At 39.9% G+C, this 23,731-nt stretch carries 21 protein-coding genes, 1 other RNA gene and 5 pseudogenes; 22 read left to right on the top strand and 5 right to left on the bottom strand.

What is annotated here, in order from left to right:
- The first annotated feature begins 192 nt into the window (after window positions 1-192).
- The 13 genes and pseudogenes from HK413_RS21740 to HK413_RS15890 all read left to right on the top strand — a co-directional run bounded on the left by HK413_RS21740 (window position 193) and on the right by HK413_RS15890 (window position 10,109).
- Window positions 193-309 carry an RNA-binding S4 domain-containing protein gene (locus HK413_RS21740; protein ID WP_394353098.1) on the top strand — a complete coding sequence of 39 codons (117 nt, stop codon included), beginning with the start codon at window positions 193-195 and terminating at the stop codon, window positions 307-309.
- A 4-nt stretch (window positions 310-313) separates the two neighbouring features.
- Window positions 314-1,219, top strand: coding sequence for a 3-dehydroquinate synthase (locus tag HK413_RS01035; RefSeq protein ID WP_317169167.1), 906 nt, complete (start codon window positions 314-316; stop codon window positions 1,217-1,219).
- Window positions 1,220-1,993: 774 nt separating this feature from the next.
- Window positions 1,994-2,263, top strand: a pseudogene (locus HK413_RS20435) (cobalamin-dependent protein); the annotation flags it as partial.
- A gap of 102 nt (window positions 2,264-2,365) precedes the next feature.
- Entirely contained in the window at window positions 2,366-2,794 is a 429-nt protein-coding gene (locus tag HK413_RS20430) for a B12-binding domain-containing radical SAM protein (RefSeq protein ID WP_317169177.1), read from the top strand.
- An 11-nt stretch (window positions 2,795-2,805) separates the two neighbouring features.
- Window positions 2,806-3,186, top strand: a complete 381-nt coding sequence (locus HK413_RS01025; protein ID WP_175268820.1) for a DUF4070 domain-containing protein — start codon at window positions 2,806-2,808, stop codon at window positions 3,184-3,186.
- Between the two features lie 912 nt (window positions 3,187-4,098).
- Window positions 4,099-5,046 carry a prephenate dehydratase gene (locus HK413_RS01020; protein ID WP_175268819.1) on the top strand — a complete coding sequence of 316 codons (948 nt, stop codon included), beginning with the start codon at window positions 4,099-4,101 and terminating at the stop codon, window positions 5,044-5,046.
- Between the two features lie 143 nt (window positions 5,047-5,189).
- Window positions 5,190-5,888 carry a DAHP synthetase I family protein gene (locus HK413_RS21735; protein WP_394353096.1) on the top strand — a complete coding sequence of 233 codons (699 nt, stop codon included), beginning with the start codon at window positions 5,190-5,192 and terminating at the stop codon, window positions 5,886-5,888.
- A gap of 115 nt (window positions 5,889-6,003) precedes the next feature.
- A pseudogene (locus HK413_RS21730) lies at window positions 6,004-6,293 on the top strand (chorismate mutase).
- Window positions 6,268-7,547 (top strand): annotated as a pseudogene (aroA, locus tag HK413_RS01010) (3-phosphoshikimate 1-carboxyvinyltransferase). Before HK413_RS21730 ends, aroA begins: the two co-directional pseudogenes overlap by 26 nt.
- A 96-nt stretch (window positions 7,548-7,643) precedes the next feature.
- Window positions 7,644-8,741, top strand: coding sequence for a chorismate synthase (gene aroC, locus HK413_RS01005; protein WP_175268818.1), 1,098 nt, complete (start codon window positions 7,644-7,646; stop codon window positions 8,739-8,741).
- Between the two features lie 146 nt (window positions 8,742-8,887).
- Window positions 8,888-9,220 carry an MFS transporter gene (locus HK413_RS15900; protein ID WP_246229474.1) on the top strand — a complete coding sequence of 111 codons (333 nt, stop codon included), beginning with the start codon at window positions 8,888-8,890 and terminating at the stop codon, window positions 9,218-9,220.
- Window positions 9,211-9,660 carry an MFS transporter gene (locus tag HK413_RS15895; protein WP_317169164.1) on the top strand — a complete coding sequence of 150 codons (450 nt, stop codon included), beginning with the start codon at window positions 9,211-9,213 and terminating at the stop codon, window positions 9,658-9,660. The genes HK413_RS15900 and HK413_RS15895 overlap by 10 nt, the downstream gene beginning before the upstream one ends.
- Window positions 9,579-10,109, top strand: coding sequence for an MFS transporter (locus HK413_RS15890; protein ID WP_246229473.1), 531 nt, complete (start codon window positions 9,579-9,581; stop codon window positions 10,107-10,109). The genes HK413_RS15895 and HK413_RS15890 overlap by 82 nt, the downstream gene beginning before the upstream one ends.
- Before the next feature lie 11 nt (window positions 10,110-10,120).
- On the opposite strand, the gene HK413_RS00995 is transcribed toward HK413_RS15890, so the two are convergent.
- On the bottom strand, window positions 10,121-10,633 hold the full coding sequence (locus HK413_RS00995; RefSeq protein WP_175268817.1) for a DinB family protein: 513 nt from the start codon (window positions 10,631-10,633) through the stop codon (window positions 10,121-10,123).
- 183 nt (window positions 10,634-10,816) lie between these two features.
- Here HK413_RS00995 and HK413_RS00990 point away from each other — a divergent pair, with 183 nt between their 5' ends.
- Window positions 10,817-11,383, top strand: a complete 567-nt coding sequence (locus tag HK413_RS00990) for a L,D-transpeptidase scaffold domain-containing protein (protein WP_175268816.1) — start codon at window positions 10,817-10,819, stop codon at window positions 11,381-11,383.
- A gap of 44 nt (window positions 11,384-11,427) precedes the next feature.
- Complete coding sequence (locus tag HK413_RS00985) at window positions 11,428-12,240, top strand: L,D-transpeptidase family protein (RefSeq protein WP_175268815.1); 813 nt, start codon at window positions 11,428-11,430, stop codon at window positions 12,238-12,240.
- 159 nt (window positions 12,241-12,399) lie between these two features.
- Here the strand turns inward: HK413_RS00985 and HK413_RS00980 are convergent, their stop codons facing one another.
- The 3 genes from HK413_RS00980 to HK413_RS00970 form a co-directional block, all read right to left on the bottom strand.
- Complete coding sequence (locus HK413_RS00980) at window positions 12,400-12,954, bottom strand: murein L,D-transpeptidase catalytic domain family protein (protein ID WP_317169176.1); 555 nt, start codon at window positions 12,952-12,954, stop codon at window positions 12,400-12,402.
- A gap of 418 nt (window positions 12,955-13,372) precedes the next feature.
- Complete coding sequence (locus HK413_RS00975; protein WP_175268814.1) at window positions 13,373-13,951, bottom strand: nitroreductase family protein; 579 nt, start codon at window positions 13,949-13,951, stop codon at window positions 13,373-13,375.
- Window positions 13,952-14,020: 69 nt separating this feature from the next.
- Complete coding sequence (locus tag HK413_RS00970) at window positions 14,021-16,453, bottom strand: alpha-ketoacid dehydrogenase subunit alpha/beta (RefSeq protein ID WP_175268813.1); 2,433 nt, start codon at window positions 16,451-16,453, stop codon at window positions 14,021-14,023.
- Window positions 16,454-16,716: 263 nt separating this feature from the next.
- Here HK413_RS00970 and HK413_RS00965 point away from each other — a divergent pair, with 263 nt between their 5' ends.
- The 3 genes from HK413_RS00965 (at window position 16,717) to ssrA (ending at window position 18,998) form a co-directional block, all read left to right on the top strand.
- A complete protein-coding gene (locus tag HK413_RS00965) occupies window positions 16,717-17,142 on the top strand; it encodes a DUF1573 domain-containing protein (protein WP_175268812.1) in 426 nt (141 codons plus the stop codon).
- A 177-nt stretch (window positions 17,143-17,319) separates the two neighbouring features.
- On the top strand, window positions 17,320-18,387 hold the full coding sequence (locus HK413_RS00960) for a pyridoxal phosphate-dependent aminotransferase (RefSeq protein WP_394353095.1): 1,068 nt from the start codon (window positions 17,320-17,322) through the stop codon (window positions 18,385-18,387).
- A gap of 242 nt (window positions 18,388-18,629) precedes the next feature.
- Window positions 18,630-18,998, top strand: a transfer-messenger RNA (tmRNA) gene (ssrA, locus tag HK413_RS00955).
- Between the two features lie 58 nt (window positions 18,999-19,056).
- Here ssrA and HK413_RS00950 read toward each other — a convergent pair.
- The gene (locus HK413_RS00950; RefSeq protein WP_175268811.1) at window positions 19,057-19,215 is read right to left on the bottom strand and encodes a hypothetical protein; all 159 of its coding nucleotides are present in this window, start codon (window positions 19,213-19,215) and stop codon (window positions 19,057-19,059) included.
- A 550-nt stretch (window positions 19,216-19,765) separates the two neighbouring features.
- Between HK413_RS00950 and HK413_RS00945 the strand changes: the two are divergent.
- The 4 genes and pseudogenes from HK413_RS00945 (at window position 19,766) to HK413_RS00925 (ending at window position 23,005) form a co-directional block, all read left to right on the top strand.
- Window positions 19,766-20,385: pseudogene (locus HK413_RS00945) on the top strand (hypothetical protein).
- Window positions 20,376-20,885: pseudogene (locus HK413_RS00935) on the top strand (hypothetical protein); the annotation flags it as partial. The pseudogenes HK413_RS00945 and HK413_RS00935, both read left to right, overlap by 10 nt.
- A 449-nt stretch (window positions 20,886-21,334) precedes the next feature.
- Window positions 21,335-22,117, top strand: a complete 783-nt coding sequence (locus HK413_RS00930) for a glycosyltransferase family 2 protein (RefSeq protein ID WP_262886712.1) — start codon at window positions 21,335-21,337, stop codon at window positions 22,115-22,117.
- A gap of 579 nt (window positions 22,118-22,696) precedes the next feature.
- Window positions 22,697-23,005: a hypothetical protein gene (locus tag HK413_RS00925; protein ID WP_175268807.1), complete on the top strand. Its 309-nt coding sequence runs from the start codon at window positions 22,697-22,699 to the stop codon at window positions 23,003-23,005.
- The last annotated feature ends 726 nt before the right edge of the window (window positions 23,006-23,731 follow it).

Raw genomic sequence — 23,731 nt, 5'->3', positions numbered from 1 at the left:
CCAATAAGATAAGCTACTACCAGAACCGTTTAGCGTGCTGCAAAATTATAAAATGATAGTTACATAACTCATTATTCTGCGAATAGTTTATTTTTGCCCCCTGATGATAGAGTTTAAAGTTACCGGCGATTATATCCCAATGATACAATTATTAAAAGCAACCCACCCGGTTTCGACAGGGGAGAAGCGCAAATAGTTGTAGATGAGGGAGAAGTAAAATATAATGGCGAAATTGATTACCGCAAACGTCTTAAAGTGAAGAAGGGTGACGTGGTTGAATTTAGAGGTAATAAAATAAAAGTGATTTAACACTATGAGTACAATAGATACCGATACTTGCACATTAGATGCTAATATGGATACGATACAAAGCAACAATTACAATATATATTTCGACAATAGCTTAGGCGAGCTTGCTACTTTTATTGAGCAAGGGCGTTATTCGCGCTTTTTTGTTTTAACCGATGAAAATACCGCGAAATACTGCCTGCCCTTATTAAGGGAGCGCTTGGGAAATCCTGACAACTTTGATATTATAGAAATTAACGCCGGTGAAGAAAGCAAGGATATTGACTTTTGTATAGGTGTATGGAAAATGCTGATAGACTTTGGTGCCGATCGTCAAAGTTTATTGATAAACTTAGGTGGCGGTGTTATAAGCGACCTTGGTGGTTTTGCAGCATCAACCTTTAAGCGCGGGATTGATTTTGTACATGTACCCACTACCCTATTATCACAGGTTGATGCATCAGTTGGCGGTAAAACTGGAATTGATATTGATAGCATTAAAAACATCATCGGCACGTTTACACAGCCAAAAGCTGTATTTATTGAGTACGAATTTTTAAAGACCCTGCCGGCCCGCCAGATCCTATCAGGTACGGCAGAAATGCTGAAACATGGTTTGATTTGTGATGCTGAATACTGGAACCTGCTTAAACAAAGCGACCTTAGCACGACTACTGCCGAAATGGTTTACAAATCAGTAGCCATTAAAAACAAGGTGGTGCTGGAAGATCCGCACGAAAAGAACATTCGCAAATCATTAAACTTTGGGCATACTATTGGTCACGCGGTTGAAACCTGGTCGTTGATTAACGATACAGATTCATTGTCACATGGCGAAGCTATTGCTATCGGTATGATCTGTGAGTCTTACTTATCCTACAAAAAAACAGGTTTAAGCAGCGATGAATTGGCAGAGATTACCCGTTTTTAACGAATTTATACCCGCGCTACGAATTAAAAATGGAGCATAGCGATACCCTTTTAGCGTATATGCTTAAAGATAAGAAGAACAGCAACGGTAAAATTAACTGCACTCTACTGAGCACGATAGGCCAATTTAACATCGACAATATTTGTACTGCTGATGAGTTGTTGGAGGGATTGAATTATTATGCCGGTTTATAATTACTAAACAAAAATATTGAAGCCGTTCAACACCAGAGCGGCTTTTTTACTTGTTCTTGATTTTTTAGCATAAATTTTCACCCTTTCCAAATGGGTAGCTCAGTTGGTTTGAGTAAATGACCCATAATCTTTTGATTCTCGGCTCGCCGCCCGTGTGGGCGTGCTGCAAAAGTCTCTTATTGACAACTAAGGGCTTTTTCTTTTCAGGTGTTATGATGTAACTAAAACATCTGCTTACGTCGATTATCACTGACCTGATTTCTTGCGTGTCAACTCATTATTATCATAAAACCTACCGAATCAAAGTAATAACAAACTTCGCCATAAGTGTTTGTAATACATATTTTTATATTGTGTTTGCCGATTACACCCAAACCTATTGTACAATTATGAATTATCACCATAAAACAATAATTTAGCAACTAAAACATTTGAAACAGAGGGGTTGATAATTAATAATCCAATAAGTTTAAAGTCGAATAGATTCTATGAAAATTCTGTTGATATATCCTGAAATGTATGATTCATTTTATGCTTTCAGGCATGCCGCTTCTTTAGTAGGTAAAAAGGCAGCTTTCCCCCGCTGGGCTTATTGACCGTAGCGGCCATGTTACCTAAAAACTGGGAACGAAGACTGATCGATTTAAATGTAAAGCCATTGTCTGATTCGGATATTGAATGGGCTGACATGGTTTTTCTTTCAGCTATGAATGTGCAGGAAGAGTCTGTGCGAAAGATTATTGAACAATGTAAAAGAAAAAATGCAATTATCGTGGCCGGCGGCCCGCTTTTTACACATGAACATGAGCGTTTTGAGGGCGTCGATCATTTCGTTTTAAATGAAGCTGAAATTACACTTCCACTATTTCTGGCCGATTTGAAATTTGGCCAGGCGAAGCCTATTTATAAAACACATGAGTTTGCTGATGTAAGCCAAACCCCGGTTCCGCAAATGGACCTGATCAATATGAAGGACTATTTGTATGCTATTGTACAATTTTCACGAGGTTGTCCATATCTATGCGATTTTTGTGATGTGACAACCTTGTATGGGCGTAAACCTCGTACTAAGTCTGTAGAGCAAATTATGGCAGAGTTAGATCTGATTCATAAGACAGGCGAAAGTCAGTTAGTGTTGTTTGCCGACGATAATCTCATTGGAAATAAAAGAATTTTAAAATCTGATTTACTTCCGGCATTAATCGAATGGCAATACAAAACCAACCCGGGTTTATATTTTGCAACACAGTTGACCATCAACTTAGCAGATGACGAGGAGATGATGCGGCTGATGCTTGAAGCTAAATTCAGAAACATATTTATCGGAATTGAAACTCCGCAAGAAGAAAGCTTGAAATTTTCACTAAAAATCAAAACCTAAAGCGGGACTTATTGAGTAATGTCCATAAGTTGCACCAAGCAGGCTTTACAATTATGGGCGGGTTTATAGTTGGCTTTGATACTGATACGGAAGATAGCTTTAAAAACATAGTTAATTTTATACAAGAAAGCGGAATTCCTGTTCCGATTGTAAATGTGTTAAAAGCACCGCCGGGTACAGCGCTGTTTGATAGGATGAACCGTGAAAACCGGCTCTCCCGGCATTTTACCTTTTCTGAAGGGGAAACTAACATAATTCCGACAATGGGGGCAGAACGTTTAAAAAGCGGCTTTTTAGAGGTAATATCCAGTATTTATCCTCCTGAACATTCTTATAAAAGGTTAAAAAGTTTTTGGAGATGCACGAGTTCCCTAAATATGGTGTTAAGATGAAACAGAAATATACCATGTCCCAATTTTATTATATTATAAAAGCATTTGTAAAATTGGCTGTATATGATAAAGACAGTAAATACTACCGCGAGTTTTTGCTGTGGACATATAAAAACAAACGAAGCCATCTCTCGGTAGCCTTGACGTATGGAGTTATGATTTATCAATTGAGAGAAAACCATAATCAAATTGTAACTACACTTTCAAAATCGGCCTGATGGATGTGTAATCTTTTTTTTAAGAAGAAAGAGCGATAGCAACGTAATACGCAACCTATGTATTTGTCAATCAAATGATAGAAAATAGCAGTTTAAGTAGTCGAGTAATTTTCTCAGTTTTTTTATTATATGTTGCTTTGTATTTGCTCACTGATCTTATAATGACGATATTATTGATCAAGGAGACATAAGCCTTGGTTTAGTGGAGTTATAGATCATGTTGAATATGATATCAAAGAGCTTCCAACCATCTTAATAAGCATACAAGTTATTATATAGGATCAGTTTATGATCCAAGGCATAAGATAGAAATCGGTGATTCATGATAAAAGTCAAGGGTTCTGTAATGTATAAATTAATTAAGAAAGACGGGAGAGGTAATTGAATTTGATCGATAAGTCAGATTACATCCAAAGTAAAACAAAATTATCTACCACCAAATTCAATTTCACAATATAAAATTCGGATGGGATCCTTTATTTTGAAAAAATAAAAATTTTCTATTGACATATCTTTTTAATCTCCTATATTTACGGCATAATAAAAAAATGAAAGCAACAACCGCATATTTTTTTGGTTACTACTACTTTTACTTTACCAAGTAAGAGCCGGGACTAATATGCACTAACACACATATAAAGAAACTTAAAAAGTCCCGGCCCGTAAAGCCGGGATTTTTTGTTTTAACGCAGTTATGAAGAAAGATAAACCAAGAGTAGCCATACAGGGCATCCGCGCTTCGTTTCACGAAGAGGCGGCCTTTAAATACTTTGGAGAAAACATCCAGACTATTGAGTGCAACTCTTTTAAACAAACATTTGACGCTTTAGAAGCAGGCGAAGCCGATTATGTAGTAATGGCTATAGAAAACAGTATTGCCGGCAGTATCCTGCCTAACTACTCTTTATTGTTAAATTATAACTTCCCGGTTATTGGCGAAATTTACCTGCCTATACAGCTGCATTTAATGGCATTGCCCGGTGTTGCATTTGAACAGGTAAAATACGTAACTTCGCACCCAATCGCTATACGTCAGTGTGTAGACTTTTTTGATGAATACCCGCATCTTAAAATAGTTGAAAGCAGTGACACCGCCGCTTGTGCCAAACGGATAGCCGAGGAAAAATTAACTGATACCGTTGCTATTGCGAATACCTTAGCAGCCAAACTATATGGTTTGGATATTATTGAGCGTCGTATCGAATCCAATAAAAAGAATTTCACACGTTTCCTGATATTAACAACCCATGAAAACGCGGTTAAACAACCTGCTAACAAGGCATCGCTTTGCTTCCGTGTTAGTAATCAGGTAGGCGCATTAGCTAAAGTGTTGAATATTTTTGCTAACCGTGGTGTTAATATGAGCAAAATACAATCAATGCCGGTTTTAGGTAAGCGCAACGAGTATAACTTTTACGTAGATGTAGAGTGGGAAGAAACCAAGCAATATGACAGCGCTGTAAAACAGATTTTAAAATACACACATAATTTTAATATACTGGGCGAGTATAAGCGTCATGAAGAAGAGAATGACAAATCCCTTACAGCGCCGGCCAAACCCGAAAGAAAATATATCAGCGTAAAAAAGCTAAATAGTCAGGACGACCGAAAGTCGGTAAGTCCGAAAGAAATAAAAAAATAGGAAAATAGAAAATTAAAATATATACAACAACAAACTACGGACTTCCATACTTGTGGACTTCCAGACAAACAAACAATACAAATGAAACTTAATTTAAACATCCAACCATTAAACACCGGATAACGGCCGTTAATCAGCCATTATTGATAGCTGGTCCGTGCAGCGCAGAGACTGAAGATCAGCTGGTAGCTACTGCTCATTTATTAAAAGCAACCGGTCGCGTTACAGCGTTACGTGCCGGTATCTGGAAACCACGTACCCGTCCCGGAGAATTTGAAGGCATAGGCAGCATTGGTTTAGAGTGGTTAAAACGCGCTAAAGCAGAAACAGGCTTACCTACAGCCGTTGAAGTTGCAACAGCAAAACACGTTGAAGAAGCTTTAGCCGCAGGTGTTGATATCCTTTGGGTAGGCGCACGCTCAACCGCTAACCCGTTTACCGTACAGGAAATTGCCGACGCTTTAAAAGGTGTTGACATCCCGGTAATGGTTAAAAACCCGGTTAATCCTGATATATCTTTGTGGATAGGCGCTTTAGAGCGGATCAACAATGCGGGTATTACCAAATTAGCAGCTATACACCGCGGCTTTTCATCATACGAGAAATCAGCTTTCCGTAATGAGCCAATGTGGGATATAGCTATCCACATGAAAACTTTGGCACCGCATTTACCTTTAATTTGCGACCCGAGCCACATCTCTGGTAACCGCGATCTGATAGGTTATGTATCTCAAAAAGCGTTGGATCTTGATATGCAAGGGCTGATGATCGAGTCGCATATTGACCCGAGTGTTGCCCTGGACCGATGCCAAACAACAAGTTACCCCAGCTGCTTTGGCTGAATTGATAGACCACTTAACGCTTCGTAAGCCTGAAACCAGCAACGCGCAGGTTAATGACAAATTGAGCGAGTTACGTAACAACATCGACAAAATTGACGACCTTATTATCCAGAAAATGGCAGAGCGTATGACAATTGCCGAGCAGATTGGTACTTATAAAAAGATAACAACATCACCATTTTACAGGTTAACCGTTGGGACGAGATTTTAAACAAACGTATTAACTACGGCAAAGCATTAAAACTACATGCCGACTTCACTGAAAAATTATTAGAGTTGATCCATGCTGAATCAATTCGCAAACAAACTGAAGTTATGAACGCGGGACAGGAAGCTGGCCAGCAGGCAGAAAAAGCTTACGCACGTTTAGTACTACATAATGAGTCACAATATCCTGCTTACTAAAGAAAGCAAATCAGTAAATGGCGAGGTGCGCCTTACGGGCTCAAAAAGCGAGTGCAACAGGGCGCTGGTAATTGAGGCCTTAAGTCATGACAAGGTACGGGTTGAAAACATCTCAGACGCTGCTGATGCAGTCACCTTATCAAAAGTACTGGGCCTTACTTTACAAACTGTTGGTTACGAAGCATCACCTATTAAGCACGAGCTGGAGCACAAAATTATTAATATAGGACCCGCGGGTACTGCTATGCGTTTTTTAACTGCTTATTATACTTTGCAGGATGAAGAGGTTGTTTTAACTGGCAGCGAGCGCATGAAACAACGCCCTATTGGTATTTTAGTAGATGCATTACGCAAGCTGGGTGCCGAGATCAGCTATGAGGAAAACGAGGGCTTCCCTCCCATCCGTATAAAAGGCAACTTACAGCAGGCAACTAACCAGATCAGCATTAAAGGTGATATCAGCAGCCAGTATATTACGGCGCTACTGTTGATCGCACCAAAATTGCCGCAAGGCCTGGAGCTGCATATTGAAGGCGACCTGACATCACGCCCCTATGTGGAGATGACCACGGCGATGTTGCAGCAAGCAGGTATACAGCATCAATGGAACGGCAATGTGATCAGCATAGCTTACCGGGAGTTTAAGGAGACCGTATTGCCGGTTGAGCCTGATTGGAGCGCAGCATCATACTGGTACGCTATTGCAGCATTGGCAGATACCGCCGACTTGTTCCTGCACGGCCTTACCCAGTACAGCTTACAAGGTGATAGCGTGATCACCGAGATCATGGCTAACTTTGGTATAACCTCACAATTTAGGGACGGGGGCGTGCATTTATTGAAGGAAGCAAAACCTATCAGCCGTAAGATCTTTGATCTGAAAGAATGCCCAGATTTGGCGCAGACCATTATAGTAGTGTGCGCGGCGTTGAACCATGAAGCTACTTTTACCGGCCTGAAACTTTAAAGATCAAAGAAACCGACCGTATAGCAGCCTTACAAAACGAGCTGGGCAAGATGGGTGTTAAGCTGATTGAGAAAGGCCAGACCTATAAGCTGGACTGCAGCGAAAAGTTCATACCAGAGCGTATGTTTATTAACACTTATGATGACCACCGCATGGCGATGGCCTTTGCGCCACTGGCGTTGTTAGTACCAGAGCTGGAAATTGAAGACTCGCCGGTAGTAGAAAAATCGTACCCTGCTTTCTGGGCCGACCTCGAAAAAGTAGGATTTGAAGTAAAAGATATATAAGATAAAAGCTGAAAGGCGAAAGGTGAAAGCGTTCTTTTGCCTTTCGCCCCACAGTATTCACTCATTCAATAATTCCATAATTCACTCATTAAACCCATGGCAGGCAATTCATTCGGGCAATTATTCAGGATAACCACATTTGGCGAGTCGCATGGCGAAGCTATAGGCGTAATTATTGACGGTTGCCCGTCGCAGTTACCAGTGGATATGGAATACATCCGGGGTGAGTTGGATAAACGCAAGCCGGGCCAGAGCAAGATCACTACACAACGTAAAGAAAGCGATACCGTACGCATCCTTTCGGGTGTGTTTGAAGGAAAGACCACCGGAACCCCTATCATGATGCTGATCCCTAACGAGGACCAGCGCAGTAAGGATTATAGCCATAATACAGATGTGTTCCGCCCGTCGCATGCCGATTATACTTATCAAACGAAGTATGGCATCCGCGATCACCGTGGTGGCGGCCGTTCATCGGCCCGTGAAACCGCGGCGCGCGTGGCTGCAGGCGCTTTAGCCAAGCTGTTATTGAAAACACAAGGCATCGAGATCGTTGCCCACGTTAGCAGCGTAGGTAAGATCGAAGCACCTAACGTTGAGATCAAAAGCGCGCAGGAGTTTATAGACCAACGCGAACTTAACATTGTCCGCTGCGCGGATCCGGCGACAGCCGACGAAATGATTAGCTTTATTGACTCGGTACGTTTAGATGGCGATACCGTTGGCGGTAAAGTAAGCTGCCATATTCTGAACTGCCCGGTTGGCCTTGGCGAGCCGGTATTCGATAAGCTGCACGCTGATCTGGGCAAGGCCATGCTAAGTATCAACGCCGTGCACGGCTTTGAATTCGGGTCGGGCTTTGAAGGCAGCGAGATGCGCGGATCAGAGCATAACGATATCTTCGTAAAAACGCATTTGGGCGACGTTAAAACCATTACCAACTACTCGGGTGGTATACAGGGCGGTATCAGCAATGGTATGCCTATCGACTTTAAAGTGGCCTTTAAGCCGGTTGCTACTATTATGCATAATCAGGCTACAGTTAATGCTGCGGGCAATGCTGCCGAGATCTCAGGCAAGGGCCGTCATGATCCTTGTGTTGTGCCCCGCGCCGTTCCTATTGTTGAGGCCATGGCCGCACTGGTAATTGCCGACCATTGGCTGAGGAACAGGAACACCATATTACCGCAATAACGCTTCTTTGGTTTAAAATATCCTTTTGTTATCTGAGCATAGCGAAGATAGCAACAAAAAAATGTTTAGATACTGGGTTACCTTTACAGATTTAGAAGTATAAACATCAGGGCGTCAATCACAATTCGCCCTTAAATTATACTGTCATGCTTGCCTATACTATCCAATTATACAAAAACGCTTACACCGGTCTTTCTAAAAATAGCTGGTATCTGTCTGTTGTTATGTTGATAAACCGGGCAGGCACAATGGTAGTACCTTTTCTGAGTATTTACTGTATCCAGCAATTACATTTCAGCGTGTTGCAAGCCGGTGTCATCATGACCTTATATGGCGTTGGTGCGCTAAGCGGATCATTTATGGGTGGCAAGCTGGTTGATAAAATTGGTTTTTATGATTTGCAGATAGCGGCATTAGTAAGCGGTGGCCTACTCTACATATCTATAGGTTTTTACAAAGCTTTATTGTTTTGGCTATAGGTACGTTGATACTAAGTTTTTGTAATGAATCTGTCCGGCCCGCCAACTCAACAGCAATTGCACATTATAGTTCAGATGCCAACAGAACGCGCTCTTACTCCTTAAACAGATTAGCAATAAATCTTGGCTGGGCAGTTGGCGGCGGCTTAGGTGGCTTTTTAGCGGCAATTAATTATCATTTATTGTTTTGGGTTGATGGTTTTACTAACATAATTGCCGGGGTGCTATTGTTATTAATTATGCCGCGCGCTGCGGTGGTAAAAACCATGAAGAAAGCGGACAAAATGGTTATAAAAGCATCAGCTTATAAAGACAAAACTTACCTGTGGTTTATATTATTTGCCACTTTATTCGCCACATGCTTTTACCAATTTATGATAATGCAGCCGGTATTTTTAAAATTAACTGGCATTTTAGCGAACGTATTATTGGCTCAATAATGGCGCTTAACGGCTTATTAATTACCGCGATAGAAATGGTAATGACCCACAAACTTGAGGGGCGGCGCCATGGCTTGGTTTACATTACCGGTGGTGTGTTTTTAAGTGGGATTGCTCTTATGTTGCTAAATATATTACCTGCCGCGGTTATCTCGGCGGTAATAGTAATTATATTCATAACTTTTGGTGAAATGCTGGCTATGCCGTTCATGAACTCGTTTTGGGTAAGCCGTACAACACCCCATAACCGTGGTGAGTATGCTGCCTTATATAGCATGTCTTGGTCGGCAGCACAGATCATCGCCCCGTTTTTAGGTAGTAATGTTATTTATTATGGTGGCTTTACCGCGCTATGGTGGATATTGGGTGGTGTTTGTTTAATAAGTTCGATTGGGTATTGGATGATGTACCGTCGTAGTCAGGCTTACGAAGTTTTAAAAACTTCGTAAGCCTTGCGCGCTTATCCCTTTAAAACCTTAGTGGTAACCAGCAACTGCCCCACATGCCTCATTATATGCTCGGCCGCATGCGTATACAAACCAATTACAGTTGATGGTAATTGATTGCGCCCTACTCCTCTTTTATCGGTTAAGGTAAGCTCATCAGTTTCGCTTAATTGCTTGATGGCTTCATCAACCTGCCGGTTAAAAACTTCCAGTAAAGTGCTAATACTGTATACTATTTCGGGCACTTTTCCTTCCCGTGATAGTTTGGTAAGCTGATGGGCCGTTAATTGTTCGCCCCGGGCGTAGGTAAATAAACGATCGAGTACGCCGGCCAAATGTTGTAGGTGAAATGCAGGCGAAGCCAGCCCTGATGGCTTTACCCACAGTAAAATTTCGGGGAAATCAGCCATAAATCCGTTTACTTCCTCGCGTGCCTGCAATAACGCATGGGCAACTGGTTGTACTAACGGAGGTATACCTTCCAACGGGCCGCGCAACCATACTTCCGGCTTATTATGATCTGCCATATATTTCAATATTTAGATAGGCAATTAATTGCATCTTTAAAGATGTGGTATAGCTATTGCTATTAGCAAGTGATTTTAATTTAAACTTATGTTAACTGATACCAAAAAATTTTTAAGCTGACTATACTAACGCTGCTTGCGCTTACTGTAGCTTTCCAGAGTTGTAAAAAAAGCCGCTCTGATATGGGTAAAACCCTATACTCAAAAACGAAAAATAAGGTTTTTAAAGATGTAACGCCCGAAGGCTGCGCCGAAGTATTTCAAAAAGTTTTAGAGGAAGAGAAATCCAAACTAAGCTACCCTAAAACTATAAGCGCGTTTTACGAAGCTAACGGTTATGACCCCATTTTTGTAATGGACCATATCTTTAATAAGGACCTTAAAACCGCGGTAATGTATTACGCTAAAGCCGGCGAACATGGCCTTAACCCATCCATGTTTGATGCTGATGAAATGGCTGCGCTTATCAACAAGTTCTACAACAAAAAGCAGATCAGGACACTCGATCAGGCTTATCATGCCATTGCCGAGCTAGAGTTGCTTACCGCAAACTCGCTGATAAAATATAGTAACGCGCTTCAATATGGTGTGGTAAATCCTAAAAATATCTACGCCGGGTATTATACTAAAACCTTGCGCCCTGATAGTACATCGGCACAAAGAATCTTCCAGATAAAAGATATAAAAACTTACCTCGACAGTATCCAGCCTAAAGATCCATCATACCGGCATTACAAAAAGCGCTTGTAAACGGAACAGCAGTACCCGGCACATCGCCCGAAAACGCTAAACGGGTGATTATTGCTAACCTTGAACGGTTACGCTGGAAAAATAAACCATTGGATAAAAAATATGTGATCGTAAACATAGCGGATTACCGCCTTGATGTAATAGAAAACGGTAAATCTGTATTAAACATGAAGGTTTGCGTAGGCCGGGGTCGTAACCCTTACGGTAAAACAGATTTGACCAATTATGTAGATTCTGACAAAGTTGATAAACCAAATCAGCACTCTACCCCACAACTAAACAGCAAGATCCATAGTGTGGATGTAAACCCGGTTTGGAATATCCCGCAAAGCATTGCCACCAAAGAGATAATGGTGGAAGCCGCTAAAGACAGGTATTATTTAGAGAACAAAGGTATTAATGTTTATAAGAACGGTAAGCTGATAGACGCTGATGATGTCAATTGGTCGACAGCGGCAAAAGGCGATTATGACTTTAAACAAAGACCAGGCGATGATAACTCATTGGGCAAAATTAAATTCTTGTTTCAAAACCAAAGCAGTGTTTATTTACATGACACCCCGGCAAAATTAGCTTTTACCCGACCCATGCGTGCTATTAGCCACGGTTGCGTACGTTTAGGCGACCCACAAGGGCTTGCTCACACCTTATTCGGCGATGGCCCAAAATTCGACCTGATTGTTAAAGATATGGCATCAGATAAACCCGACCCGACAACCATAAACTTAACGCCTAACATCCCGGTATATATAACGTATATAACCGCACGGGCCGATACTACCGGAGCCATACAAATAAGGCCTGATGTGTATGAACTGGATACGGTATTGTATAATGCTTTGGCGCAGGTAAAGTAATTTCATTCAACGTCATGCCGAATTTATTTCGGCATCGCACGGTACAGGTAAACGTTTACTAAGCGTGTGGGATACTGAAACAAGTTCAGCATGACGACCTGCTAAAAACAAAAAACGCCCTTGATTTCTCAAGGGCGTTTTTGTTAAATAATTAATTTATTATAATCTTACAGAATCTGTAGTTGTCGTATCAGGCGAAGTGAAATTCGCTAACACATTATCATTTAAATATTTTGAGTTATACCTTGGGTTATTACCATTGATAAAGAAAACGGTTTTACCTTTTATAGTATTGATAACCCGGGTTACAACCTGAGGAGATACTGCAGGACAACCAAAACTGCGGCCTAAACGGCCTATACGGGCAATATTGCTTTCGCTAACATAATCTGCAGCATGTACTACAATGCCACGTGCACGCGCACTGGTGTTAAAGCCTGCGTCTAAGCCATCCAAACGCAATGAACGGCCGTGTTTACCTATGTAAACATCGTCGGCTAAAAAGAAGCCTAAACTGCTTTGGTGCGACTCGTTATTATCTGAGAACATGGTAGCCATATCATCGCCACTACCTTGTCCGTGAGCTACCAACGTATTTAACAGAAGTTTTTTGTTTAAAATGTCGATGATCCACATGCGTTTTTCGCGGCTTGATTTTGTAAAATCTACCACGGTAATAACCGAGCTATTTTGCAATTTATTGGCCGACTTGATATTGAAATATCCTGTTAAAGCCTTTTGAAAAACTTCGAAGTTTAACCCTGTTTCCTGTAAACGCGCTGTTTGGTAAACAGTACTTACATATTGCGCAAATAATTCTTTAGCAGTAGGGGTTGTTGTTTTATAAGTTACTGCGTTTTTGTAGCGTTAACCGGCTTGAAGCCCATAACACTTATAAATAACATTAACGAAACGCAGCTTATCCACCAAAAATGTTTTCTCATACTTTGTTGAGTTTTAAGTCAGTAATTTATTAAAAATCAGGAGTGAGTTGGAATAATTGTTAAGACAAATATAAGCAAAAATTACCAATAAATAAAATTTATTAACGATTATTTAAAACCTGACAAAACAATTACATCAGGAACTAAGTTATAGTTGGTTCTACGAAATAAGAAAGAAAATGGTTGTGTTATATCATCCACTTCACCTTATCAGCTAAACTAATCCGCCTCACTCCTTGCGGCTGCTCATCAGCATAACCTAAATATAACACCCCCATTACTTCATCCTCGTCGCGTAGATTTAAGAACGCTTTCATGGCTGGTTTTAGTATCATGCCGCCGGTACTCCAAAATGAAGCCACACCCAACGCCGTGGCACCAAGCAATATATTCTGGATAGCTGCCGAAGTTGCAGCAATTTCTTCAAATGCGGGTATCTTAGGTAAGTTACCCCTTTGCATCACCGCAATAATAACATGCGACACTTTATCGCCCCGGTGAAAGAAATTATCATATACGCCCCGGTTAAACTCATCGGCAGGTGTACTAGTTAAATACATTTCTGCATGGGCATAGCAAAATTTTGTCGGGTCGGTATAAATAGTAAAGCGCCATGGCTCGGTAAGGCCGTGCGTTGGCGCCCAGTCGGCCAGTTCCAGTAATTCTTTTATTTGTTCATCAGGAATCTTACCGCCATTCATCATAAAAGGTTTTATGGTACGACGATTTTTGATGATGGTGGATATGGTAGAGAATGTATCAGACATAACTAAATTTGTTTTAAAAGAAAATGAGTGACTGTTAATCACTCATTTAATAATTCTATACTTCAATAATTAATATATGGCGGGATATTTACCTGGATTGCTCTCATGCATTATGCCATAAACGGCTTCTATCACATCATCAACCGATGGCTTGCTGAAGTAATCCCCGTCTGATCCGTATGGCGGGCGGTGTTCTTTGGCGCTTAAGGTACGAGGCGGAGCGTCAAGCGCATAATAACCCTTTTGGGCCTCCAGTACCTTTTGCAAGATGTAGGCCGATGCAGCACCGGGAAGGTCCTCATCAACTATTAATAATTTATTGGTTTTGTATAATGAGTTACCGCATACGTTATCAATATCAAAAGGATAAAGCGTTTGCGGGTCGATAACTTCTATATTAACACCTAGTTTTTCCAGTTCGACGGCGGCCTCCATTACAATACGCAGGGTCGATCCGTAAGAAACAACGGTCATATCGCTGCCTTCCCTCAGTATCTCCGCCTTGCCCAATGGTACGGTAAACTCGCCCACGTTAGCCGGTAATTTTTCCTTGAGGCGATAACCGTTAAGGCATTCAATAACTATAGCCGGCTCATCGCCACGCAGTAAAGTGTTATACATACCGGCAGCCTGTGTCATATTACGGGGCACACAAACATGTAATCCGCGGAGCGCATTCAATATAATCCCCAGCGGCGACCCCGAGTGCCAAATCCCTTCTAACCTATGTCCGCGCGTACGTACAATTACTGGCGCTTTTTGTCCACCAGCAGTACGGTAGCTTAAGCTTGCCAGATCATCACTTAATACAGTGATGGCGTATAACAGGTAATCTACATATTGGATCTCGGCAATTGGCTTTAAACCACGCATGGCAAGACCCATACCTTTACCTATAATGCTTGACTCGCGGATACCGGTATCAGTTATCCGGATATCCCCATATTTAGCTTGCAGGCCGGCAAAACCCTGGTTAACATCACCTATCGCACCCAAATCTTCCCCGAAAGCTACGATAGTTTTATCGCGCTCAAAATTAGCGTCGAAGCAGGCGTTCAATATTTCACGGCCATCTAAAAGTGCGGCATCATCTGCATAATCGGCAGGCAGCACATTAACATTTAACGGCGATGATGACGAACCTGTAAACAGTTTGGAGTTAAAGCGCTCTTCGTTCTTAGCATTTTCTTCGTTAAGCCAGTCAATAAGCGCGTATTTTTCATCAGAGTGTTCCGAAACTGTCAAACGTAATGCTTTGCGTATGGCCGATGCAGCGTCTTTACGCCCCGGATCCACACAGGCTAAAAGTTCGGCAGACACATCCTCCAGTTCATTCTTGAAATTAGATACATGACTAAGCGCATTTATCAGCTGCACTGCCTCGTCTATTTCGGTCTTTATTTTATCGCTTAAAATATTCCAGGCTTCGCGCTGGCATTCGCGTACGTATTTTTTGGCCTCATCTTCTAAGGCGGTTATATCCTCTTCAGTAATAATTGCCGACTCGATCATCCAGTTGCGCATCTGCAATAAACAGTCGTAATCACTTTCCCGGGTAAGGCGGTCCTTTGTTTTATAACGTTCATGCGAACCCGAGGTAGAGTGCCCCTGTGGTTGTGTCATCTCCACCACGTGGATCAATACTGGCACATGTTCTTCACGGCAAACGGTTATTGCACGTTCATATGTTTCGCAAAGGGCCACATAGTCCCAGCCGCGTACTTTAAATATCTCATAGCCGTTTGTACCGGTTTCGCGCTGAAAACCGCTTAATATCTCGGATATATCTTCTTTGGTAGTTTGGATACTTGCGGGTACAGAGATAGCATAAGCATCATCCCAAACGGATATCGCCATAGGCACCTGTAATACACCTGCAGCATTAAATACCTCAAAAAATAGCCCTTCGGATGTTGCACCGTTACCTATGGTGCCAAAAACAACCTCGTTACCGTTAACAGAAAAATTAGTTAAGGGTGCAAGCTCACGGTTTTGGCGATATAGTTTTGATGCATATGCCGGGCCTAACAAACGGGGCATGTGTCCGCCGGTTGTTGATATATCAGCAGAGCAATTCATGGTTTCGGACTGGTTTTTCCAACTGCCGTCCTCATTTATAAACCGGGTAGCGTAGTGGCAATTCATTTGCCTGCCACCTGAAGCAGGGTCTTCTGTCAGATCCGGGTTTGCATAAAGCTGGGCAAAAAACTCTTTAAGGTTGCTCATGCCCGTAGCAAACATAAAAGTTTGGTCGCGGTAATAACCCGCGCGCCAGTCGCCCTTGCGAAATACTTTGGCCATAGCCAGTTGGGCAACCTCTTTACCGTCGCCAAATATGCCAAACTTGGCCTTGCCCGTAAGTACTTCGCGGCGGCCAATAATACTGGCCTGCCTGCTTTCATAACCTATACGGTAATCCTTAATTACAATACTTTTGAAATCATCAAAACTCAGTTCAGCAATAGCATTGTTACCGGTACCAGAATTTGCAGTTTCGGGCATAGATCTTTATTTAAGATGTAAAAATATAAATTCTAATTTGTAATCGGTATATGCACCTTTAAAACATCCTACATACCCGTCAGTTTTTACACAAGGTAGCAATTGTATGGTAACGTATAATAATTGCCTATACGGCCCCTGCTTAAATACATCATAATCAACGTGAAAAAATTTAGCCCGATAACAGATAGTAGGTAAATTTGAAACTATATAATTTAATTTCCGTTAAACCTTTTATATTTGTAATACTCAAAGAACTAATTATGAAAAAATTAATTTTAATGTGTGCAGTAGTTTTAGGCTTTGCCTTTAATGCATCCGCCCAAACTGATAATAAAGCTGAATTTAAATTCAACGAAGAAAAGCACGATTTTGGCACTATACCGCAAGGAAAACCCGTAACTACCGTTTTTACTTATACTAATATCGGGCAAGAACCGCTTATTTTAACCGAAGTTAAACCTACCTGCGGCTGTACTATTGCTGATTATACCAAAACACCAGTTTTAAAAGGCGGTACGGGTAAAATCACCATTACTTACAACGCGGCAGTTGTAGCACCATTTGATAAAACTATTGTAGTAACAAGCAATGCTAAAACTCCACAAAAATATCTAAAAATCATTGGCGAAGTTGTAGCGGCACCTGCGGCCAAAGCGGCACCAAGCACCGGTAGTTGTTTAGGTTAACCCTGCGCTACCATGACGGCAGACAGGGTCAATAAAAAAAAATTAAAAAAGGCCCGAAATACTTCGGGCCTTTTTTGTTTATCTAATTCGATGTATAATCTACTAATTCTATCGACATAATCACCACCTTTTTATTACTTTTGTCAAATGCCAAATATATCCCGAAAGGGGCAGCGAATGCCCGCTTCACCTATCCGTAAACTAACACCCTTTGCCGACAAAGCTAAGCTTCAGGGCAAAACCGTATACCACTTAAATATAGGCCAGCCTGATATTGAAACACCAGAAGGTATGATAGCCGCTGTTAAAAATATCGACTTTAAAGTTTGGGCGTATACCGCGTCAGAGGGGACCTTGTCCTATCGTAAACAATTGGCTAAGTATTACAACAAAGTTGGTTATAACATTACTACTGATGATATTATTGTTACTACAGGCGGATCTGAGGCGATATCAATAACCTTCATGACCTGCCTTGATGCCGGCGACGAGGTAATAGTACCTGAACCCTACTATGCCAACTATAATGGTTTTGCCAGTCAGAATGATGTTATAGTAAGGCCCATTATGTCTTATATCGAGAACGGGTTCGCCTTACCCCCTATCAGCGAGTTTGAGAAAAATATAACTGACAGGACCCGGGCCATATTTATTTGCAGCCCTAATAACCCTACGGGCTACCTATATTCGCGCGAGGAGATGGAAGCACTTAAAGCCCCGGTTTTAAAGCATGACCTTTACCTGTTTGCTGATGAGGCTTACCGCGAATTTTGCTATGGCGACCAACCTTTTGTATCGCCAATGCATTTAGACGGACTGGAAGAAAACGTGATTATAATTGATACTGTAAGCAAGCGTTACAGCGCCTGCGGTGCACGTTTGGGTTGTATTATTAGCAAGAACCGCAAGTTTTGGGAAGTGGCCATAAAATTTGCACAGGCGCGCCTAAGCCCCGGTTTAGTTGAGCAAATTGCAGGCGAGGCTGCTATAGATACGCCGGACGAATACTTTGACCGCGTAAAAGCTGAATACACTACCCGCCGTAACACCGTTGTTAATGCCCTTAACCGTATGGAGGGTGTATATTGCCCTAACCCGGGCGGTGCATTTTACGTGATGGCACAATTACCTATAGATAATTCGAATAAATTTTGCCAGTGGATGCTGGAAGAGTTTAGTTACGAAAATCAGACTGTTATGATGGCCCCTGCTACTGGGTTTTACAGCACACCAAAGCCGGCCTAAAAGAAGTGCGCCCGCCTACGTTTTAAATAATGACGATTTGGCTAAAGCAATGATTTGTTTAGAGGAAGCATTGAAAGTATACCCCGGAAGAACAATTAACAACGACCAATTAGCGGTAGGAAGTTTATAGTTACAGCTCACTAAAAAAATTGCAATTTGTAAACTAATAACTGCAAACTGAAATCGTATCTTTGTTGTTCTATATCTGTTACTGCCACTAAACAGTGCACTCTACAAAAAAAGGGGTCGACCGGAATTGACAGGATGGAGATGAGTATGTAAGCATGCAGCGCGTTGGATGATTAGCGCTTAAATCTGAACATTCAAACTTACAAATGGCGAAAATAACTACGCCTTAGCTGCCTAATTTAGAATTAGCATAGCTTTTGTCCCGCCGGTTTTCTGTTTCGTTGGATCGGCAATCGGGGCATCGTAAAACGAAAATAGCCTGCTTAATGGTGTGCATAGCAGGTGAAATAAAACACCTAAGGAAGACGGTACAGGTAAGCAGCTGACCTTCCCCTTCCCTACAATTAAACAGATGCTAAGCACGTAGAAAGCATATCTTGTACCATGTTTGGACGAGGGTTCGAATCCCTCCGGCTCCACTTTTAAATTAGTAAAAATGCTCTTATTATATCAATAAGGGCATTTTTTATGCTTTTATAATTACAGGGGTGCATCTTTTTCTCTACACTTAATGCCATCGATTTTTCCTTTTAGCAAAATATTCAGCTTCTTTAGCCATACATTGAGGAAACCACCTAAACCTTTATCGACCCTATGATAAAGCAATTCATCAATTTTATAATCTGATAAAGTCATCATTTCGTTGAAATAAATAAGATTAAGCATTCCCGCTTTATCCAGTAAAAACTTCTATAGCTATTGTAGTAGCCACTTGCTGGTTACAACTTCGCAATAACTGATCCTGTTGCCCTCGTTGAATTACTTAAGCATGCAAACAAATCTCAAAATTAGTTCCGTATATAGTTAATATGAAGTTCAAAACGGTGTTTCACAGCAAGCTTTATTGATAAAGATAAGTATAACTGTTGCCATGTTATTATCAGTTCGGCAAATTTGACTAACGGGGTTGGTCTTAAAATAAATGAACTTTCTATGCAATATTGATTATAATATTTGGTTTGAATCATTAGCATATTTTAACGACTGTGTTAACCAATTAATAATGACCAACTTACATCGATAATAATAGCCATTTATAGGAATTACTATATTATACACGTTAGTGCACGACACACATAACTCAACTTTATGATTCATTTTACCAATGAATTAATTACACGGTTTCATTTATTTTTTTTAATGTATTATTGTCTTCCTAAACTTTGCTTTTCAGAATATTCATTAGATTATGTCAGAAAAAAATATTTCTAACGATGAAAAATTAGCGAACAATAAGTCCTATTTTCTTAAAAATGGAATTCGAAAAATTGGAATAAATTTTTCAGAGGACTCTATTCATTATCTTAATTTTACCCGGAAAAGTCACATACAGGAAATTGAACCATATCCAAATTCAAAATTTAAAGAAAGAGGAATAGTAATTTGTGCAGGAGGTGTTGATTATTTTACTTGTGCATGGATCGCAATAAAACGTTTAAGATTTCTTGAATGCACCTTACCTATGGAGGTATGGTTTTTAAATGGTGAGTTATCGCCAGAATTAATTAAACTGTTTGAAGGGTTAAATGTTGAATGTAAAAACTTTTTAGACTATCAGCCAACGCAACTTACTGGCTTCCAGTTAAAACCTTTAAGCATAATTCTTAGCCGATTTCAGGAGGTGCTATTTATTGATGCGGATAATAATTGCTTAACAGATCCAACTTTTTGTTTGACAGTGTAGAATATAAAAAATCTGGCGCAATATTTTGGCCAGATTATTGGAAAACTACCCCATCTAACCCTATCTGGAAGATAGTTGAGAGCCGGACTATCTTACATTTGAACAAGAAAGTGGTCAGATATTAATCGATAAAAAAAAATGCTGGAAAGAACTTAATCTTTGCCTTTATTTCAATCAAAACCATAATATTTACTATGAACTATTACATGGAGACAAAGATACTTTTAAGTTTGCATGGTTAGCTCTCAAGTCAAAATTTGAAATGATTGCAACTGAAGTGGGCTCTTGCGGTTATTACAACGATAATGAGAAATTTGTTGGACAAACGATGGTGCAACATGATTTGAATGGTAATATATTGTTTCTACATCGGAATTTACTAAAATGGAGTAAAACCAAAACGAGCCAAAAAGTTTGGAAAAAAATTAGGACTTTCAAGGCAGACGCACAATTGAAAGAATATTATATCACTGGCAGAACAATGAACATTGAGGGCGATGTTATCGAGCTTGATGCACATTATGAAATTGAAAGCATGGAAGAGCAGTGTTTGAATTTTTATAAAGAATTAAAGAGTGAACCAGCTTACGTGCGATTCATTATTGCACAATTTTTCCAGAAATAGTTTGATTATTACTTAGTATCAAATTTTTAACAGACTACCTTATTGCATGGCATATTAGCTACAATAACATCCTATCGCGATTTATTAAAGTGGGTGACAATCAAAACCAATCAGACTGTTGCCTTGCTAGTAAGCTCTTTAATTCAGCTTTTTATGTGTAGGGTTATTGGCATTTCGATTGCCAATATTTTATTTATTGGCAATATACGGCCTATTGCTATTGCGTGCATGGATTATAATGCTTAAGTATAGAGCTTTGATTAAGTAAAATCTCCGTTATATGGAAACTTTACTTATTTCTTTATTTTTAAGATTCAAATAAGCTATTTTTTTATAATTTAGTTCCAAACCTTATCGAATTTTTCTACAACCAGGTTTGCTTTCAATGCTTGTCATTGTCCGGCAACTTAGTAATTCTATAGGGTTGTTATTCAAAAATATAGAGTACCATGAATTTTAAAATTTCTTTCTGCACCACTTGTATGAATCGTGTTGAACATCTTAAAGAAACACTTCCACAAAATATATTAGCAAATAAGAATTATAAAAATGTAGAGTTTGTCCTTCTGGATTACAATTCTTCAGATGGGCTAAAAAATTATGTAAAGTCTGAATTAGCTCAATATATAACTGCAGGAAAGTTATCTTATTACAGAACGGATGAACCTGTAAAATACAATATGTCTCATTCCAGAAATATGGTTTTTAATCTAGCTAATGGTGATATTTTATGTAACATAGATGCAGACAACTTTACAGGAGAGGGATTTGCTAACTATATAAATAAAACATTTAATGATAAGGAAGAAATAGTTTTAAGTACGCATCAACGAATTGAAAAAAAAAAAAAAAGACGTATTGGGAAGAATATGTGTGAAGAAAAAGATTTTTTAGCAGTAAACGGATACGATGAATCAATGATTTATTATGGCTTCGATGACTATGATTTCTTAAATAGATTACAACTTAATGGACTTAAGAATGAGCCCATTGAAAATGATAGATACTTATCTGCAATCAGCCATTCGAATGAGTCAAGAATGGCTAATAGTGGCGGTGTAAATGATCTTGAAAAGTTGCTTATTGCCCACATAAATCCAGCAACATCCGTGCTCTGCCTATTATTAAAAGATGGAAGCTATTCTAAAGCCACAATTATAAACAATCGTATACATAACGGAATTTGTTTGCCTACTGAAACAAAAAAACATTACATTATAAATATTCGTTAGCAGAAAACAAATGGGAAATAGGGCAATGGCATTATATAAAAAACAACCTGATATTTCAATTTGAAAATAACCAAAAATATTTCGGTTGTATTGACGAAAAATGGTTTATTGACGATAATGGCATAAAGTTTCGAGATAATAGCAATTCTATTTTGAGAGAAGAAATGTTGTTCTTTTTTCATCAAGTATATAATCGCTTAATAATGGAATCTAATCTTAAGAAAAGGATTATAAAAGTTAATCCATCAGGGTTTGGAAAAGGACATGTATCTACAGATTTAACTTAATGCTTATGAATTTAATCGATAACAGTTTGAATATATCGATTTTCTGTGCTCGAGATCATTGGTCAATGCTTTTTAACAAATGCATCGGGCCGTTATTTGAACAGAATGTAAATCCATCGGGAATATATAACATGTCTTTCGCTTATAATCAAGGCGAACACATTAAAATTGAGTTTTTTTCAAAAAGTACTTATTCTGACATCAAATTAGAGCTGGAAAAATCTTTGGCAACTTTTTTAAACTTTACCCTCAAGCTCCGGCACATGATCATAAAGACGCAGATCAACTTTTTATGGACTTTGCACCTGGCCGCTTCTACTTTAATATCTTTCCGGAAATATCAGACAAGAAACATACGCAATTTAAAATAGCACTTAAATATTTAATCACTAAGCAAATTGTTTCAGAGTTTAAAATAACAGAAGCAAATGATGATAACATCCTAACTTTTGTCATTCATCTCCAACATGCAATAATTAGAGCATTTTGCAATAACAGCCATGTTGCGTGGCTGCATTTAGGTAATATAGGTAACATGCATATGGTTAAACTTAAGGCAGAAGAGCAAGATCAAATTAAAAAAGTGCTGCTAAGATTATAATGCGCAATAAAAACGATTTGATTGAGTTTGTACAAAGCTTATGGCAACCAAACATACATCAACAAAACCTTAGACGGCTCTATATTTTCATTGAGGATATGATTATCTTATTGAAGCAGCAGGAACAGCGAGAAGAATTAATATTATTTGCATTTGCACAATTATTTGACCAATTGGGCCTTAATCATCCTAAATGGATGGCATTAACATGTATAATAAATCACAACAGTAAATGACACCGAAACCAGAGCCGTTAGATGAGACGCCTTTAACATCGTCTGTTTGGCTGGCTCGTCATCAATGAGGTTCAGCCTGCCACACATAGCCGGCCATCAAGGCAGTGAAGGTTATTGTGTCGCCTCGATACGCCTATGTATGTATGCGTCGTAATGTTATAATGCTTTGACGCAATACCAGCCAATTGTTTACGATGAGACAGATCCCCCTCTGTGCCCACGCAAGCGCTAGCCCGGCGGCCTTCTTCTGTTTCAATATCGAGCACAACCCTGTTGGTGTTGCTCGCGACGCTTTGTCGCGAGTGTTGAATTACGAGATGGAGGCATTCTTGCCTTCGGGATAGCGACGGCGTTATATCGATGAAGGTATTAGTCTACATCGGAGTAAACTTCAGCAGGCCCAGTATTTCGGAAAGCACAATTTTTATTGTTGTCTACCTCATGGTGGTGCCGCTTTATCTTTTAGTCTTTTGTGGAGTTTTAGCATTGC

The organism is Mucilaginibacter humi, assembly GCF_013087555.1.
The sequence above is the reverse complement of the archived record's forward strand: the minus strand, read 5'-3'. Positions and strand labels throughout refer to the sequence as shown.

Excerpts from the sequence above, each read along its gene's own strand:
- HK413_RS01035 (WP_317169167.1), top strand. The coding sequence starts at position 314 with ATGAGTACAATAGATACCGATACTTGCACATTAGATGCTAATATGGAT.
- HK413_RS20430 (WP_317169177.1), top strand. The coding sequence starts at position 2,366 with ATGGACCTGATCAATATGAAGGACTATTTGTATGCTATTGTACAATTT.
- HK413_RS01020 (WP_175268819.1), top strand. The coding sequence starts at position 4,099 with ATGAAGAAAGATAAACCAAGAGTAGCCATACAGGGCATCCGCGCTTCG.
- aroC (WP_175268818.1), top strand. The coding sequence starts at position 7,644 with ATGGCAGGCAATTCATTCGGGCAATTATTCAGGATAACCACATTTGGC.
- HK413_RS15900 (WP_246229474.1), top strand. The coding sequence starts at position 8,888 with ATGCTTGCCTATACTATCCAATTATACAAAAACGCTTACACCGGTCTT.
- HK413_RS15890 (WP_246229473.1), top strand. The coding sequence starts at position 9,579 with ATGCTTTTACCAATTTATGATAATGCAGCCGGTATTTTTAAAATTAAC.
- HK413_RS00995 (WP_175268817.1), bottom strand. The coding sequence starts at position 10,633 with ATGGCAGATCATAATAAGCCGGAAGTATGGTTGCGCGGCCCGTTGGAA.
- HK413_RS00990 (WP_175268816.1), top strand. The coding sequence starts at position 10,817 with ATGGGTAAAACCCTATACTCAAAAACGAAAAATAAGGTTTTTAAAGAT.
- HK413_RS00975 (WP_175268814.1), bottom strand. The coding sequence starts at position 13,951 with ATGTCTGATACATTCTCTACCATATCCACCATCATCAAAAATCGTCGT.
- HK413_RS00970 (WP_175268813.1), bottom strand. The coding sequence starts at position 16,453 with ATGCCCGAAACTGCAAATTCTGGTACCGGTAACAATGCTATTGCTGAA.
- HK413_RS00965 (WP_175268812.1), top strand. The coding sequence starts at position 16,717 with ATGAAAAAATTAATTTTAATGTGTGCAGTAGTTTTAGGCTTTGCCTTT.
- HK413_RS00960 (WP_394353095.1), top strand. The coding sequence starts at position 17,320 with ATGCCCGCTTCACCTATCCGTAAACTAACACCCTTTGCCGACAAAGCT.
- HK413_RS00950 (WP_175268811.1), bottom strand. The coding sequence starts at position 19,215 with ATGATGACTTTATCAGATTATAAAATTGATGAATTGCTTTATCATAGG.
- HK413_RS00930 (WP_262886712.1), top strand. The coding sequence starts at position 21,335 with ATGAATTTTAAAATTTCTTTCTGCACCACTTGTATGAATCGTGTTGAA.
- HK413_RS00925 (WP_175268807.1), top strand. The coding sequence starts at position 22,697 with ATGGACTTTGCACCTGGCCGCTTCTACTTTAATATCTTTCCGGAAATA.